Raw genomic sequence first — 16,369 nt, 5'->3', positions numbered from 1 at the left:
TCTCGAGGTGAACCGGTCACGCGCGCAGACCACCCCTCCTCGGGGCTGCGTGCGTGACCGGAAGTCGGGCCCGCTCAGGCCCTGCGGGGCGGGAGCGGGACGAAGTAGCTGGTGCGCTCCTGATACTCGCGATATCCGGGTCGCTCCGCCATGTGCTGCTCGAGCAGCCGCGCACCCGTCGCGAACACGAGGAAGTACGTCATGGCGACCGGCGAGAGCACGGTCAGCACACCGGGCCAGTGCGCCGCGGAGACCAGGAAGATCCCCCACCAGACACAGGCATCACCGAAGTAGTTGGGGTGGCGCGTGTACCGCCACAGGCCCTGATCCATGATGGTGCCCTTGCGGGACGCGTCCGCCTTGAAGGCGTCCATCTGACGATCCCCCACCGTCTCGAAGACGATGCCCAGGACCCACAGAGCGACGCCCACCGCAGTGACGACGCCGAACGATCCGTCGGACACGGCGGCGACCTGCACCGGCAGCGACACGAACCACAGCGCGACACCCTGCGTGAGATAAATCTTGCGGATCGCGTACACAGCGGGGCTGCCCGGCGCGTTCGACAGCATCTTCTCGTAGCGAGGGTCCTCGCCCTTGCCGCGCGAGCGGCGGAACATCGAGACCGCGAGACGGGTGCCCCAGGCCCCGACGAGCACCAGCATCAGCACTCGCCGCCACCCGTCGCCGGACCCGGACAGTGCCGCGGCGATCGCCACGGCGACGAACCCCGCTCCCCAGCTCACGTCGACCACGTTGTGCCGACCGATTCGGAAGCCGACGACCGCGGTGACGGTGAGGACCATGACCACCGCCAGCAGGGAGAACGCCGACACCACGGCTAGATCGGACCAGGAGAAGTCCGTCATCCGTGCGTCCGGACGAGCGGCATCGAGGACACACCGCGGTCGTCGGGTCGGACGGACAGGATCTGGTCGACACCCATCCGGCCGTCCCGGAACGCCATTCCGCCGCCCACGAGGTACAGGCGCCACACCCGTGCCACCTCGTCCCCCACGAGTGCGACGAGATCATCCCAGCGGCTCTCGAACGTCGCGTACCAGGCGTCGACGGTGCGGACGTAGTGCTCGCGCAGGGCGTGCACGTCGCGAACCTCGAGACCGGACTCCTCGATCATGGCGACCGTCGCACCCACGGGCCGCATGTACATGTCGGGCGCGATGAACGACTCGATGAAGGCACCGCCGCCCGGGTTGTCCCCCGCCTTGCGCGACATCTGCTGCACCAGCACCCGGCCGCCGGGCACCACGTTGTCGTGCAGTGCCTTCGCGTAGACCGGATAGTTCTTCTCGCCGACGTGCTCGCCCATCTCGATGGAGGCGACGGCATCGAAGGGGCCGTCGGGCACCTCGCGATAGTCCTGAATGCGGATCTCCACCCGGTCCTGCAGGCCGCGGTCCGCGATGCGCTTGTCGATGAAGGCCTTCTGCTCGCGGGAGATCGTGACGCCCACGACCTGCGCGTCGAAGTGTTCCGCCGCGTGCAGGCTCAACGACCCCCATCCGCACCCGACGTCGAGGAACCGCATCCCGGGCCGACCGAGGCCGATCTTGCGGCACACGAGGTCGAGCTTGTCGCGCTGCGCGTCCTCGAGGCCGTAGTCGGGCGAGTCCGACGTCCAGTAGCCGCTCGAGTACGCCATCTGCGGGTCGAGCACCATCTCGTAGAACTCGTTCGAGAGGTCGTAGTGGTGGCTGATCGCCGCGCGATCGCGCACCAGCGAGTGCAGTCGACCCTTGATGACCGCCTGCGAGGCGGGGGCGGGAAGAGGACGGGCCTGCTTCACCCCGACGACACCGAGCGAGGCCGCGGTGCGGACCAGCTCGACGATCGCCTTGGGGCTGGGCCGCACGGCCGTCAGCCGACGGGTGCGCACCACGTCCCACACGTGCGTCAGCGCCTCGTCGAGGTCACCTTCCACGTCGAGTTCACCGGTGACGTACGCCTGAGCAGCACCCAGTTCCCCCGGGCTCCACAGCAACCGTCGCAGCACGTTCGGGCTGTACAGCGTCACCTTCGGTGCGTCGGTGGGGCCGGCGGTCGAGCCGTCCCACGCCGTCAGGTGCACCGGCAGCGCGCCGCCGACGAACGGGGCGATCAGGTCTTCGAGCCGTGCGGCCACGGTGGGGGTGCCGGTCATCGGTCGCTCCTTCGTTCGAGCAGGATCTGCTGGACATCGATGTATCCGGAGCCGAAGCCGGCCTCGGAATAGCAGAGGTAGAAGTGCCACATGCGGGCGAACACGTCGTCGAAGCCCAGCATCCGGGCCTCCTCGGCGTGCGCGTGGAAGCGCTCGTCCCACAGGCGCAGGGTGCGGGCGTAGTGATCGCCGATGGACAGACGCTCGCGCACGCGCAGCGTCGTCTCCTTCTCGGTGATGCTCTCGATCGCCCGGATCGACGGAAGGAACCCGCCGGGGAAGATGTACTTGTGCACCCAGGTGTACGTGTTGCGCGTGGCCAGCATGCGCTCGTGCGGCATGGTGATGGCCTGGATCGCCACCTTGCCTCCCGGAGCGAGCAGCGAGTCGATGGTGCGGAAGTACTCGCCCCAGTACTGGTGCCCCACCGCCTCGATCATCTCGACGGACACGATCGCGTCGTACTCGCCGTCGACCAGTCGGTAGTCCAGGAGGTCGACCTGGACCCGGTCGGCGTGACCGGCGGCGTCGATGCGCTTGCACGCGAGTTCGAGTTGCTCGGTGGACAGGGTCACCGACCGCACCGTGGCACCGCGTTCGGCGGCGCGGATGGCGAGTTCGCCCCAGCCGGTGCCGATCTCCAGGACGCGTGTTCCCGCGGTCACCCCGGCGCGATCGAGCAGTCGATCGATCTTGGACCGCTGCGCGTCGGCGAAGTCGTCCCATCCGGGCGCCGGGTTCAGCGACGGGAACAGTGCGCTCGAATAGGTCATCGTCTCGTCCAGGAACAGTTCGAACATCTCGTTCGACAGGTCGTAGTGGCGCGAGATGTTCGAGCGCGTATTGCTCGTGGTGTTGGTCTCGGAGTCCGGCTGCTTGGGGATGTAGAGGCCGCGCAGGCGCTGCAGCCACTTCGGGATGAGGGTCGCCATGCGTTCGGCAAAGACGCCGAGTGCCGCCGTGAGATCGGGCGCGTCCCAGTCACCGGCCATGTACGCCTCACCGAATCCGATGAGCCCGCTCTCCCCCACGCGCGCCGCGAAGTCGCGCGGGCGATGGATCGTCATCACCGGAGCGGCGGGGTCGTTCGCGCCGCCTCCGATGACGACACCGTTCGGCATCTCGACCCTGATCGCGAGATGTTCCGCCGCCCTGCGGAAGAGAGCGTCGGCGACGGGCGCCGCGAGGCGAGCCTTGACGGTGGCCGGAGCCGTCGCGATGGAGGGCCAGCGTTCGGCGTCGACGGTCGATGCCACGGCGTACTGAGTCATCCTGGTGCCTTCTGATCGAGGGGGTACCGCCGAGCCGAGCGGGGTGGACAGCGAGCGCGGACTATGTCGGTCCACCGCGGCGGGTACGTCGCCGCGCACCGGCGGACGCGGAACCGTGCGGAGCCCGCGAGCCCACAAGGCGATCCCCTGACGCCGGATGCGTGCGGTGACCACGTGCGGGGCGAGGGGAGCTCGCGCGAGAACGCCCAGCACGCGGCCCGTCGTCGCAGGTCGTCCCGTGCCGGACATGACCGCCACGAACGGGGGGTGCCCGTCCCGGAGCAGCGTGATCGACAGGGCGAGGGCGCCGTCGGGCTCCGGGAGCCGCATGGCGTACTCCCCGCTGACGTCGTTGAACGGCGAGACGTAGAACTGCTTGGGTGTGCGCGCCGCCCCGCGCGCGTCCGTGTCCAGCAGATAGCGGTGACGTTCGCCGTAGGTGTTGTGCACCTCGGCGACCACGTGCTCGACGCGGCCGGCGACATCGTGCAGCCAGTAGACCGTCAGTGGGTTGAAGACGTATCCGAGAACACGAGCGTTGGTCAGCATCGTGATCCGCCCCGCGACGGGTACCCGGCCGTGTGCCCGGAGGAAGTCGTCGAGGTTGACCCGCAGCGTCGCCGACGGATCGCCCACGTGGTCGGCGGCGTCGATCCGTGCGAACGGCGCGAGCGGACCGGGCAGCGACGGCAGCGCGTCGATGTCGACGAACCACGAGTAGCTGCGATACGTGAACTCGTTCTCGATCGGCTCTCGCCGCACGTGCCTGATGGTGGTCTCGTAGATCATCGCGGTGAGAGTGCCGGCGGCGGTCATGCCCAGACCCCGCCGAGACGTTCGGCAGCGCGCAGTCCCGAGGCCGCGCCGTCCTCGTGAAAGCCCCACCCGTGGTAGGCGCCCGCGAAGGCGACCAGGTCGGTGTCGAGCTCGCCGAGTCGCGCCTGCGCGGCGACCGACTCGGACGTGTAGAGGGGATGCTCGTACCGCATCGTCTCGAGCACGGCCGACGGGTCGAGGGCAGCGCCCTCGGCCGTGGGATCGTCCTCGTCGCCCAGCGTCACGAGGTACCGGGAGCCGGTGTCGGGCAACCGCTGCAGCCGTGACATGTCATAGGTGACCACCACTCCGCCCGGCGCCGCATCGCACGCCGGCATGCGGTAGTTCCAGGAGGCGCGGGCACGCCGCAGTCGCGGGAGCACACTCTCGTCGGTGTGGAGCCGAGCCACGTTGGGCGAGTACGGCATGGCACCGAGCACCAGATGCTCCGTCGAGGTGGGCTCGGCGAGCATCTTCAGCGCCTGCTGGGGATGCGTCGCGACGACGACGGCATCGACCGTCTCGGTGTGCCCGGAGGCGTCCTCGATCTCGACCGACCGGTCGCTCCGCCGGATGGCGGCCACCGGTGTGCCCGAACGGATGTCGGCGATGGTCTCGGCGACGCGCTCGACGTAGCGGGCGGACCCACCCGTCACGGTGCGCCAGGTCGGCGAACCGCCGACGCCCAGCATCCCGTGATGCTCGAGGAACGAGAAGAGGTACCGGGCGGGGTAGTCCAGCGCCCGTGACGGCTCGCACGACCACACGGCGGACACGAGCGGCGTCATGAAGTGCGATTCGAAGTACTGCGAGAACTCGTGGCGGGCAAGCACATCCGCAACCGTCGCATCGTCGTCGCCGGACGCGAGCAGCGCGCGGGCGACGCGGTGGAAGCGGGTGACCTCGAGCAGCATCCGCAGATAGCGACCACGGAGCAGGCTGCCGGGGCCGGGGATCAGCCCGGAGAAGCCCTGCCCGCCCGAGTACTCGAGCCCGCATCCGTCACAGCGGATCGACATACTCATGTCCGATTCCTGTGTCGGGATGTCCAATTCGCGGAACAGCCGCTGCAGCGTCGGGTATGTCCGGTCGTTGTGAACGATGAAGCCCGTGTCCACGGGCAGATCACCCTGCGGGGTGGACACGACGTGGGTGTCCGCGTGACCGCCGAGTCGGCCGTCGGCCTCGTACAGCGTGACGCGAGCAGTCTTCGACAGCACGTACGCTGCCGTGAGGCCGGCGACGCCGGCGCCGACCACGGCGATGCGCCGGTCGGTGTGAGCATCGTGAGCCATGTGTCTTCTCCCTACGTGATGCGATCGGCCGGCCGCTGTGCGTCGGACCGCTCGCAGTGTCACTCGGGTTTCGTAGACGACACCTCGCGCGATTGGTCGACGACGAACTCCCGTACCCGCCGCGACCATGTCCGCGGTGATCGAAGCATGAAGTGACCCGCTCCCGCCATCGGAACGAACGAGGCGTCGACCCCCCGCGCGGCGGCGCGTTCGGTCGCGGCGCGGGACGCGACAGGGTCGGTCCACCGGTCGACGGTGCCGTGCAGGACCAACAGACGCTGTCCGGCGCGCAGAGTGTCGGTCTCCCTGCCGTCGGGCCACCACGGCGCGAGAGCAACGAGAGCCACCACGTCGGGGTGCCCCGCGATCGCCGCGGCCGTACGACCGCCCATGGAGTGACCGAGCACGGTGATGGGCGTCCCGGGTCCGTACGTGTCGCGGATCTGATCGCACGCCCACCACGCGTCCGCGACGGGGCTGCGGTCGGCGCCGTTCCAGCCGCGGTACCGGTACTGCAACTGGGTCACCGCCACCGACCGGTCCGTCGCGCGCCGGAGCATGCGAGTGAAGGGGACCATGCGCAGGGCCGACAGCTGCCACGGACGGGCGCGGTCGTGGCTGGTCACCTTGCCGCCGTGCAGAACCAGCACCGCTGAGTCGGCAGGCCCGGGTCGGAGCCCGTGCAGAGTCGGGGCCGCGACGTCGTCAACACTCATGGTTCTTGATTCGGGGCGCTCCGGCCGATGGATGCCTGGCAGTGGCGAACGTCGCGCCCTCACTGCCGGGCGACGCAGGGGGGATGACACGACAACGGCCGGACACCTGATGGTGTCCGGCCGTTCGGTGGAGCTGCCGGGAATCGAACCCGGGTCCTGTGTCGGTTTGCCAGGGCTTCTCCGTGCGCAGTCTGCTAAGCCTCTACTCGGATCTCCAGATCTCGCAGACAAGCCTGGATGACGATCCCAGCCACTGTTTGATGTCCCACATCACTCCGTGACCGAGTGACAAGGTGAGCCCTCTAGCTGATGCCAGTACCCGACCCGAGGGCAAGATCGGACTGACAGACACGCAGTCGCTACTTAGGCAGCGAGTGCGTAGTCGCGCTGATTGGAATCGGCGCTTATATTTTTGCGATGACGCTTACGGTGGTCTCTCGCCTGCACCGGCACGCTTCCCCTGACTAGACGCACACAGTCGAAACCGTTCAGCCCCTTTCCTCCGCTGTGGCGAAGTCTCGTTCCACCGGTCTTCCCGGTGGACACGTCAGTCTAACGTCATCCGACGCGGGTTTCATCCCGCGTGTCACCGGTGTCGGCCGCACGTTCGGCTTTGCCCGTGATGTTCTCGAGCATGCCGCGGAAGATGACACCGTGGAACGGCATGATGGCGAACCAGTAGAGCCGTCCGCCCAGCCCGCGCGGGAAGAAGATTGCGCGCTGCTCGTAGCGGGAGCGCGTGCCGCCGTCGCGCGGAAGGACGCGCAGTTCGAGCCAGGCACCACCCGGCGCCTTCATCTCGGCGCGCAGACGCAGCAACGACCCGCGCTCGATCTCCTCGACGCGCCACCAGTCGAGCGCCTCGCCGTTGACCAGCCGACGCGGATCCCGACGGCCGCGCTTGAGTCCCACTCCGCCGACGATCTTGTCCATCCAGCCGCGGATGACCCATGCAGCGGGGAACGAGTACCACCCGTTCTCACCACCGATGCCCTCGACGACGTCCCACAGCAGTTCCGGTGGTGCGTTGCAGTCCTGCGCGCGTTCGTCGACGTACACCACCTCGCCTGCCCAGTCCGGGTCCGACGGCAGCGGATCGGAAGGGGCGCCGGCATCGGTCGCGTTGGACCAGGTGGTCTCCACCTCGCCGTCCTCGATGCGCCGCAGCGCGAGGTGCACGGAATCTGCGAAGGTGGTCAATCCACCCTCGGGCGGTGAGACGACCGTGTCGATGTCCCGTTCGTGGGCGATGGCGTCGTACTGCAGCGACTCGATGAGGGGCATGGCCAGTCCGCGCGGGATGGGCGTGACCAACCCGATCCAGTGACCGGCGAGTCGAGGCGTCAGCACAGGCAACACCAGCATGCGACGCTTGCGCAGACCCGCCACGCTCGCGTACTCGTTCATCATCTCGCCGTACTGCAGGACATCCGGCCCACCGATGTCCCACGTACGGGACGTCTCGAACGGAGCCGTCGCGGACTCGATCAGGTAGTGCAGTACGTCGCGGACAGCGATCGGCTGGATCTGGTTGTGCACCCACTTGGGGGTCGTCATGACGGGCAGTCGATTGGTGAGGTGCCGGATCATCTCGAACGACGCGGACCCGGAGCCGATGACGACACCCGCCTGCAGCACCACCGTGAAGACACCGGACTCGATGAGGATCCGGCCCACCTCGGCGCGCGATTCGAGGTGTGGGGACAGCGCGCCGTCCACCGGGTGGAGCCCGCCGAGATACACGATGCGCTGCACGCCGGCGGCCTTCGCGGCTTCGGCAACGTTCTCCGCGCTCTGTCGCTCCGCCTCGGCGAAGTGGTCGGATCCCCCCATGGAGTGGACGAGGTAGTAGACGACGTCGACGTCCCGGAACGCATCGTCCAGTGACTCGCGATCACTCAGATCGCCCTGCACCACCTCGACGTCCGCAGCCCACGGCACGTCGCGCAGCTTCTGGGGCGACCGGGCGAGGACCCGAACTCGGTAGCCGGCCTCCTGCAGTCGCGGGGCGAGTCGACCGCCGATGTAGCCCGTCGCTCCGGTGACCACGACACGGGCGCCTGCTTGGGTGTTCATGCTCTCCATTCGTAGCAGAGGAGCACCTCGAGTGTGGTGCCCACCGGGCGCGTGGACACCCACGGGGGTCAGGCACCCGCGGTGATCAGCCCCACCGCACCCAGGGCGATGACCATGCCCACGATCTGCACCTTGGCCACCCTTTCCCCCAGCATCACCATGGCCAGCAACACGGTCGCGGCCGGATAGAGCGAGGCGATCACGCTGACCAGGGACAGCAGCCCACCCTGGAACGCGTAGAGCAACGCGGCATTGGCGGCGACGTCCAGAACAGCGATCCAGGCGGCCAGCTTCAGGACGCCGCCACGCGGGAACGAGAACATGCCGGTGCCGAGGGCGACCGCCCACACGAGGGCGGTGGCGGTGACCCGGTTGGCCAGCAACGGCCACAGACCCGCGTCGTCCTCCCCCGCCAGGTCGAGAAAGATGAACGTCAACGCGAACGCCAGACCGGAACCGACGGTCAGCCACGCCACCCGGGGCGTGAATCGCAGAGTCCGTCCGCCGGCCACGTCGCCCGCGGCGTCGTCGGGTGACTCCTTGCTGACCATGAGCACGGCGACCAGGGCCAGCGCGATGCCGATGTACGCCAGGACACCGGGTCGCTCACCCAGGACGAGTCCGACGCCGACCGGTACACCTGCCACCAGAACGGCCGTGATCGGTGACACGACGGCCATCGGCCCGGCGGCCAGTGCGAGGTAGAACCACCACACGGCGACGCCGCCCGCCAGTCCGGACAACGCGCCCCACACCACGGACGACGCGGTGAGAGTGCCTCCGACGAACGGCATGACCGCTGCCACGATGAGTACCGAGACCGGGTACGAGACGATCACCACGCGCAGCGCGGCGACGCGCCGGGACGCGACTCCTCCGACGAAGTCGCTGAAGCCGTACCCGAGCGCCGCGATCAGCGCGAGGACGATCGCGGTCAGCGCATTCCCTTTATGCGACGACCGAGCTCGCGGGTGACCTCGCGCTCTGCTGTGCGGCGCGCCAGGTCCTGACGCTTGTCGTAGTCCTGCTTGCCCTTCGCCAGGGCCAGCTCGACCTTCACCTTGCCCTCGTTGAAGTACATGGAGAGCGGTACCAGCGTCATGTTGCCCTCACGCGTCTTGCCGATGAGGACCTCGATCTCCCGCTTGTGCAGCAGGAGCTTGCGGTTGCGCCGCGGCGCGTGGTTGGTCCAGCTTCCCGCCATGTACTCGGGAATGTGCAGGCCGCGCAGCCACACCTCGCCGTCGTCGACGGTGGCGAAGGCATCGGCCAGCGACGCCTTGCCGTCACGCAGGCTCTTGACCTCGGTGCCCACGAGGGCGACACCGGCCTCGTAGACGTCGAGGATCGTGTAGTTGTGTCGCGCTTTGCGATTGGTCGCAATCGCCTTGCGACCTTTCTCCTTCACAGCTGGAACTCCTTCGGGCGCGGGTGGACGTGACTTCTGACAACCATAAGGACTCCGTCCACCCGTTTGTTCCGGGTGCCGGGTGCGCTACTGCCGGACGTACAGGCGCAGGGTGATGTAGGAGGTGATCGTGGCCATGCCGACGCCGACCAGCAGCAGGATCGGCGAGACCAACAGGACGTCGCTCGTCGTCACCCGGGCCAGGATGTTGGCCTGATACAGATCGTCCAGCACCGAGTCGATGAACGCCGCCTTGGCGGTGAACAGTCCGGCGATGGCGAGCACCGCACCCACCAGCGACGCCGCGATGGCCTCGAGCAGGAAGGGCAGCTGCGTGTACCACCGCGTGGCGCCGACCAGACGCATGATGCCCACCTCGGTCCGACGGGTGAACGCGGCGATCTGCACCATGTTGGCGATCAGCAGGACCGCCGCGACGGCCTGGACCACGGCCACCGCGAACGCGGCGTTGCGGACGCCCGCGAGGACGCTGAACAACCGGTCCACCAGCTCGCGCTGGTTGAGCACGCTCTGCACACCCGGCCGCGCCCCGAACTCGTCGTTGATCACGCCGAACCGCTCGGGATCGCTGAGCTTCACCTTGAACGACGCGGGGAAGCTCTCGGGCGACACCAGGGACGCCAGCTCCGGCTGATCCTTGAAGACGCGATCCGTGGCGTCCGCGACGGCGTCCTCCCGATTGAGGTACTGCACCGACACGACGGACGGAGTCGATTCGAGGTCCGTGCGGAGGCCGGAGCAGATGCCCGAGGTGCAGTCCGGGTCGCTGGTCGAGATGTCGTCGGTCAGGAAGATCTGGACCTCGACGCGATCCAGGAAGATCTGCTGCGTCTTCCCCGCCATCTGCACGACCAGCAGGCCACCACCGAACAGGCCGAGGGAGATGGCGGTGGTCAGCACCATCGCGATGGTCATCGTGATGTTGCGGCGCAGTCCGGTGAGAACTTCGCCGAGAAGGAAACTAGCGCGCACGGTTCACACACTTTCTTCGAGAGGTCGTTGCGCCGAGGCGCGACGCGAGCAGGGGACGGTGCCGAGAGCGGGATCTAGCGACCCACGCCGTACACCCCTCGTGCCTCGTCGCGGACCACCCGGCCGTTGTCGAGCTCGACGACGCGGCGGCGCATCGAGTCGACGATGTGGTTGTCGTGAGTGGCCATGAGAATGGTGGTGCCCGTGCGGTTGATGCGCTCGAGCAGCAACATGATGTCCTGGCTGGTGTCCGGATCCAGGTTGCCGGTGGGCTCGTCCGCGAGCAGCACGAGCGGCCGGTTCACGAAGGCGCGGGCCACCGCAACGCGCTGCTGCTCGCCGCCGGACAGCTCGGACGGGAGACGATCCGCCTTACCGGACAGGCCGACGAGCTCGAGCACCTCCGGCACCGTCCGCTCGATCACCCCGCGCGGCTTGCCGATCACCTCGAGGGCGAACGCGACGTTCTCCGACACCGACTTGTTCTGCAGCAGGCGGAAGTCCTGGAAGACACATCCCATGCTCTGCCGCAGCTTCGGCACGCGCCGCCCGGCGAGCTTGTTCACATGGAAGTCCGCCACCGTGATGTCGCCCGAGGTCGGCATCTCCTCGCGGAGGAGCAGGCGCATGAAGGTCGACTTCCCCGAGCCCGACGGCCCGATGAGGAAGACGAACTCCCCCTTCTCCACCTTCACGGACACCTTGTCCAGCGCGGGTCGAGTCGAGGACTTGTAGGACTTCGAGACGTTCTCCACGCTGATCACGGGTCGCCAGTGTAGCCGCGCGCCCCGACGGTGCCGCTACAGCGACGCGCGGGTCAGTTCGTTCCGCTCGGCAACGGCAGACCGGGGATGGTCGGCAGCTGGAACCCCGGCGCGCGCGTCGTCGTGCCGGTGGTGGTCGTGGGAGCCGGTGCCGTCGTCGTGACGCCGTCCTGCGGCGAGGCCGGATCCGTCGTGGTCGGCACGGCCGTCGTGGTCGACCGGAACGTGGTCGTCGTCGGCGCGTAGGTCTCCGCCGGGGGCGGCACCTCGGACGACGACGGCGCAGGCGGGACGTACACCGGCGAGTTCTCGTTGAGGGTCGGGTCGAAGCGCACGTTGTTCCACAGCACCAGTACGGCCAGGAAGACCAGCACCATCACCACGGTGGTCGTGCGGAAACGGCCGAGGATGCGCGCCGGTATGCGGGACATCCACCCGGGGCGGAACGTCGATCGCGGCGCGTCCGGGTGTTCGGTCGCGGGGCTCTCGGGTTCGTTCGAGGTCATTGTTCGCCTCCCACGGGACGGTCGGCGGAGAGCTCGGGCGAGACGGTGATGCCGTCGTTGCGCAGCGTCAGGGCGATGCGCGCGCGGAGCTCGCGTCCCACCTCGAACTGCTTGCCCGGCAGGGTGCGGGCGACGAGACGCAGGTTGACCTGATCCACCTCGATGCTCTCGACACCCATGACGGTGGGCTCGTCGAGCAGCAACTCGGTGAGCCGACTGTCGCGGTAGGCCTCCTCGCCCACCGACTTCAGCAGCTCGGTGACGCGCGAGAGATCCGCGGACGGCGGCACCGGCACGTCGATCACCGCGCGCGCCCAGTCCTTCGACAGGTTGACCGCCTTCACGATCTGCCCGTTGGGCACGGTGATCACCTCGCCCTCGGCCGACCGCACCCGCGTGACGCGCAGCGTCACGTCCTCGACGGTCCCGATCGCGTCGCCGGCGGTGCCGGTGATCGCGAGTTGGACCACGTCGCCGTACCCGTACTGGCGTTCGGTGATGATGAAGAACCCGGACAGGATGTCCTGGACGATGCGCTGGGCACCGAAACCGAGCGCGGCACCGAGCACGGTCGCCGGAGCCACGAGGCTGGTGATCGGGAAGCCCAGGCGCTGCAGGACCCGGATGGCGACCAGCACGTAGATGAGTGCCACGACCACCCACGTGACGACCTGCGCCACCGAGTGGCGGTGTTTCGCCGCCTCGGTGCGGACGATCGCGTCGGTCTGCTGGTAGGTCCGGTCGATGCGGCCGGTGATCTTGCCGCCGGCCCACCCCACCGCCCGGGCCGCGAGCATGCCGCCGAGGATCCACAGGATCATCTCGAGGAAGTTGTTCTGGAGCCAGAAGACGAAATCGGGAGGCAGTGGCCAGAAGGCGCTCACCTGCTACTCCTGCTCTGCACGCATACGCCAGCGGATGCCCGACTCGATGAAGCCGTCGATGTCACCGTCGAGCACCGAGGACGGATTGTTGACCTCGTACTCCGTCCGCAGGTCCTTCACCATCTGGTACGGGTGCAGGACGTACGAGCGCATCTGGTTGCCCCAGGAGCTGCCACCGTCGCCCTTGAGGGCGTCCATCTCGGCGCGCTCCTCCTTGCGCTTGACCTCGAGCAGCTTGGCCTGGAGCACGCGCATGGCGGACACCTTGTTCTGCAGCTGCGACTTCTCGTTCTGGCAGGTGACGACGATGCCGGTCGGAATGTGGGTGAGCCGCACGGCGGAGTCGGTGGTGTTGACGGACTGACCACCCGGTCCCGACGAGCGGTACACGTCGACACGGATGTCGTTCTCGGGGATCTCGATGTGATCGGTGGTCTCGACGACCGGCAGCACCTCGACCTCGGCGAAGGACGTCTGGCGGCGACCCTGGTTGTCGAAGGGGCTGATACGCACGAGACGGTGCGTGCCCTGCTCGATCGACAGCGTTCCGTAGCTGTAGGGCGCCTTCACCGCGAAGGTGGCGCTCTTGATGCCGGCCTCCTCGGCGTACGAGGTGTCGTAGACCTCCACGCCGTATCCGTGCTTCTCGGCCCAACGGATGTACATGCGCATCAGCATCTCGGCCCAGTCCGCGGCGTCGATCCCGCCGGCACCGGAGCGGATGTTGACCAGCGCGTCTCGCTTGTCATACTCACCCGACAGCAGGGTCCGCACCTCGAGCAGCTCCACATCGGTGTGCAGGGAGACGCGCTCGGCGTCCGCCTCCGCGAGAGCTTCGGCGGCGGCCTCGCCCTCCTCCGCCTCGGCGAGTTCGTACAGGACCGGGAGATCGTCGAGCCGCTGACGCAGCGCCTCGACCCGCCGCAACTCGGTCTGCGCGTGCGACAACGCACTGGTCACCTGCTGGGCGTGGTCCTGGTCGTTCCAGAGCTCGGGGTCGGCAGCCTGGTGTTCGAGCTCGTCGATCCGGCGACGGAGCTCCTCGATGTCGAGCACCGACTCCACTGTCTTGAGGGTGGTGTCGAGTTCGGCGATGTCAGCGGATACGTCAGGATGCACGCGCCCGAGGTTACCGGCAACGACCGACGGGCCTGCACCGCAGTAACGTCCTGTGCCGTGACCGACCTCGCCGACGATCTCGCCCTCGCCCTCCGCCTCGCGGACGCGGCCGACGCCATCACCACGGCGCGGTTCCTGGCCGTGGACCTGCGCATCGAGGACAAGCCGGATCTCACACCCGTCTCGGACGCGGATCTGGCCGTCGAGACCGAGATCCGGCGCCTGCTCGGCGAGGTTCGACCGGACGACTCCGTGTTGGGCGAGGAGTTCGGCGGCGACGCCGTCCTCTCCGGGCGTCAGTGGGTGCTCGATCCCATCGACGGCACCAAGAGCTTCGTCCGCGGTGTGCCCATCTGGGCGACGCTGGTCGCGCTGCTCTCCGACGGCGTGCCGGTCGTGGGCGTGGTCAGCGCTCCCGCTCTCGCACGGCGATGGTGGGCGGCCGACGGGCTGGGTGCGTACGCACGCTTCGGTGCCGGCGAGCCGCGACGGTTGTCGGTGTCGTCGGTGGCGTCTCCGTCCTCCGCGAGCCTCGGATTCTCCAGCCTCAGCGGATGGAAGGACGCCGGACTGCGAGAGAACTTCCTGGATCTGACCGACGAGGTGTGGCGCGTCCGCGGCTACGGCGACTTCCTCTCGTACTGCCTGGTCGCCGAGGGATCGATCGATGTGGCCGCCGAGCCCGAAGTATCACTGTGGGACCTGGCTCCGCTCGACGTGCTGGTACGTGAGGCGGGCGGCCGTTTCACCGCTCTCGACGGTGGGACGGGGCCGCACGGCGGCAGCGCGGTGGCGTCGAACTCGCTCCTGCACGACGCCGTCCTCGGGCGCCTGACGCGCCGACCTTACTCGACGGTAGACACCGAACTTACCGACGAGTAAGATAGCTCCCGTCCACGACCGAACACCGAGAACAGCTGGGTGATCATGACGAAGAACGACAGCGCCCCCACGACCAAGACCGATGCGTCTCGGCGCCCGGTGCGCGACACGTCAGCGGTCGGGCTCAACCCGATCCGACGCGACGCCATCGGAACCGCGATGCGCGTGCTCACCAAGCTCTCCGGCTCCGACCTGGCCGAGAAGTACAACCTTCGCCAGACGATCGACCGTGTCACGTACGAGAGCACGAAGACCGGCTTCAAGACCCTCGGTGCCGCCACCCGGACCTTCTCCAAGGTGTCCGGCGGAGGCAAGCCCGAGCGTCTGCCCGAGTCCTCCACCAAGGGCCTCGACTACTTCGACCTGACTCCCGACGACGAGCAGAAGATGATCGTCGAGACGGTGCTCGAGTTCGCCGAGGAGATCATGCGCCCGGCAGCGCACGACGCCGACGAGGCCGCGGCATCGCCGGACGACCTCGTCGCTCGCGCCGCCGAGCTGGGCATCACCCTCATCAACGTCCCCGAGAACCTCGAGGGTGCGGCCAGTGAGCGCGGCGCCGTCACCAACGCCCTCGTCGCGGAGGCGCTCGCGTACGGAGACATGGGTCTGGCCCTGCCGATCCTCGCTCCCAGCGGCGTGGCGGTGGCGCTCACGCAGTGGGGCACCGAGACTCAGCAGAAGACGTATCTGCCGTCCTTCACGGGCGAGAAGGTGCCCGGTGCCGCACTCGTCGTGAACGAGCCCCGCGCGCTCTTCGACCCGTTCGCCCTGCAGACCAAGGCCGTTCGCTCCCCCAGCGGCTACAAGCTCACGGGCGTCAAGAGCCTCGTGCCGTCGGCCGCCGCCTGCGAGCTCTTCATCGTCGCTGCCGAGCTCGACGGCCGTCCCGCACTCTTCATCGTCGAGTCGGACAGCGCCGGGTTGAGTGTCGAGGCGGACCCCAGCATGGGTCTGCGTGCGGCGGGCATCGGTCGACTGCATCTCGACGGCGTCGCCGTACCCGAGGCCAACCTGCTGGGCGACGGCGACGCGGATGCCCACGTGTCCGACTACACCGACGCCATCCGACTCGCGCGTCTCGGCTGGGCGTCCATGGCTGCCGGTACGTCGAAGGCCGTCCTGGACTACGTGGTCCCCTACGTCAACGACCGCACCGCGTTCGGTGAGCCGATCAGCAACCGTCAGGCCGTCGCCTTCATGGTGGCCAACATCGCGATCGAGCTCGACGGTCTGCGCCTGGTCATCCAGCGCGGCGCGTCCCGTGCCGAGCAGGGACTGTCCTTCGCACGCGAGGCCTCCCTCGCCCGTCGACTCGCGACGGACAAGGGCATGCAGATCGGCCTCGACGGTGTCCAGCTTCTCGGCGGACACGGTTTCACCAAGGAGCACCCGGTCGAGCGCTGGTACCGCGATCTCCGCGCCGTCGGCGTTGCCGAGGGCATCGTCCTGATCTGATCCGACACCCCACCTTTCGA

15 protein-coding genes, 1 other RNA gene and 1 pseudogene are annotated in these 16,369 nt (G+C 68.2%); 2 read left to right on the top strand and 15 right to left on the bottom strand.

Annotated features, from left to right (window positions below):
- Positions 1–74: 74 nt before the first annotated feature.
- From JOE30_RS13230 to prfB, 15 genes and pseudogenes are all read right to left on the bottom strand, one after another.
- A complete protein-coding gene (locus JOE30_RS13230) occupies positions 75–869 on the bottom strand; it encodes a DUF1295 domain-containing protein (protein WP_204867153.1) in 795 nt (264 codons plus the stop codon).
- Positions 866–2,161, bottom strand: coding sequence for a cyclopropane-fatty-acyl-phospholipid synthase family protein (locus tag JOE30_RS13225; protein ID WP_204867152.1), 1,296 nt, complete (start codon positions 2,159–2,161; stop codon positions 866–868). The genes JOE30_RS13230 and JOE30_RS13225 overlap by 4 nt, the downstream gene beginning before the upstream one ends.
- Entirely contained in the window at positions 2,158–3,432 is a 1,275-nt protein-coding gene (locus JOE30_RS13220; protein ID WP_204870366.1) for a cyclopropane-fatty-acyl-phospholipid synthase family protein, read from the bottom strand. Before JOE30_RS13220 ends, JOE30_RS13225 begins: the two co-directional genes overlap by 4 nt.
- 114 nt (positions 3,433–3,546) lie before the next feature.
- A pseudogene (locus JOE30_RS13215) lies at positions 3,547–4,221 on the bottom strand (DUF1365 domain-containing protein); the annotation flags it as partial.
- A 23-nt stretch (positions 4,222–4,244) separates the two neighbouring features.
- A complete protein-coding gene (locus JOE30_RS13210) occupies positions 4,245–5,543 on the bottom strand; it encodes an NAD(P)/FAD-dependent oxidoreductase (protein WP_204867151.1) in 1,299 nt (432 codons plus the stop codon).
- A gap of 59 nt (positions 5,544–5,602) precedes the next feature.
- A complete protein-coding gene (locus JOE30_RS13205) occupies positions 5,603–6,259 on the bottom strand; it encodes a S9 family peptidase (protein WP_204867150.1) in 657 nt (218 codons plus the stop codon).
- A gap of 125 nt (positions 6,260–6,384) precedes the next feature.
- Positions 6,385–6,755, bottom strand: a transfer-messenger RNA (tmRNA) gene (gene ssrA, locus JOE30_RS13200).
- 62 nt (positions 6,756–6,817) lie between these two features.
- Positions 6,818–8,335, bottom strand: coding sequence for an SDR family oxidoreductase (locus JOE30_RS13195; protein ID WP_204867149.1), 1,518 nt, complete (start codon positions 8,333–8,335; stop codon positions 6,818–6,820).
- A gap of 68 nt (positions 8,336–8,403) precedes the next feature.
- On the bottom strand, positions 8,404–9,273 hold the full coding sequence (locus JOE30_RS13190) for a DMT family transporter (RefSeq protein WP_204870364.1): 870 nt from the start codon (positions 9,271–9,273) through the stop codon (positions 8,404–8,406).
- Positions 9,270–9,743 carry an SsrA-binding protein SmpB gene (smpB, locus tag JOE30_RS13185; protein ID WP_027506811.1) on the bottom strand — a complete coding sequence of 158 codons (474 nt, stop codon included), beginning with the start codon at positions 9,741–9,743 and terminating at the stop codon, positions 9,270–9,272. Before smpB ends, JOE30_RS13190 begins: the two co-directional genes overlap by 4 nt.
- 87 nt (positions 9,744–9,830) lie before the next feature.
- On the bottom strand, positions 9,831–10,736 hold the full coding sequence (gene ftsX, locus JOE30_RS13180) for a permease-like cell division protein FtsX (protein WP_204867147.1): 906 nt from the start codon (positions 10,734–10,736) through the stop codon (positions 9,831–9,833).
- A gap of 74 nt (positions 10,737–10,810) precedes the next feature.
- Positions 10,811–11,500 carry a cell division ATP-binding protein FtsE gene (gene ftsE / locus JOE30_RS13175; protein ID WP_027506813.1) on the bottom strand — a complete coding sequence of 230 codons (690 nt, stop codon included), beginning with the start codon at positions 11,498–11,500 and terminating at the stop codon, positions 10,811–10,813.
- A gap of 53 nt (positions 11,501–11,553) precedes the next feature.
- Entirely contained in the window at positions 11,554–12,006 is a 453-nt protein-coding gene (locus JOE30_RS13170) for a hypothetical protein (protein ID WP_204867145.1), read from the bottom strand.
- Complete coding sequence (locus JOE30_RS13165; protein WP_204870362.1) at positions 12,003–12,827, bottom strand: mechanosensitive ion channel family protein; 825 nt, start codon at positions 12,825–12,827, stop codon at positions 12,003–12,005. The genes JOE30_RS13170 and JOE30_RS13165 overlap by 4 nt, the downstream gene beginning before the upstream one ends.
- A gap of 66 nt (positions 12,828–12,893) precedes the next feature.
- Positions 12,894–14,009: a peptide chain release factor 2 gene (gene prfB, locus JOE30_RS13160; RefSeq protein WP_027506816.1), complete on the bottom strand. Its 1,116-nt coding sequence runs from the start codon at positions 14,007–14,009 to the stop codon at positions 12,894–12,896.
- 57 nt (positions 14,010–14,066) lie between these two features.
- Between prfB and JOE30_RS13155 the strand changes: the two genes are divergently transcribed.
- Both JOE30_RS13155 and JOE30_RS13150 read left to right on the top strand, forming a co-directional pair.
- A complete protein-coding gene (locus JOE30_RS13155) occupies positions 14,067–14,891 on the top strand; it encodes an inositol monophosphatase family protein (RefSeq protein ID WP_307806167.1) in 825 nt (274 codons plus the stop codon).
- 39 nt (positions 14,892–14,930) lie between these two features.
- Positions 14,931–16,349, top strand: a complete 1,419-nt coding sequence (locus JOE30_RS13150; protein WP_307806166.1) for an acyl-CoA dehydrogenase family protein — start codon at positions 14,931–14,933, stop codon at positions 16,347–16,349.
- Positions 16,350–16,369 lie beyond the last annotated feature (20 nt).

Origin of the sequence: Rhodococcus sp. PvP016 (assembly GCF_017832185.1) — a bacterium.
Taxonomy (GTDB): domain Bacteria; phylum Actinomycetota; class Actinomycetes; order Mycobacteriales; family Mycobacteriaceae; genus Rhodococcoides.
Note: the sequence above shows the minus strand (reverse complement) of the source record. Positions and strands in the feature narration are given on the sequence as shown.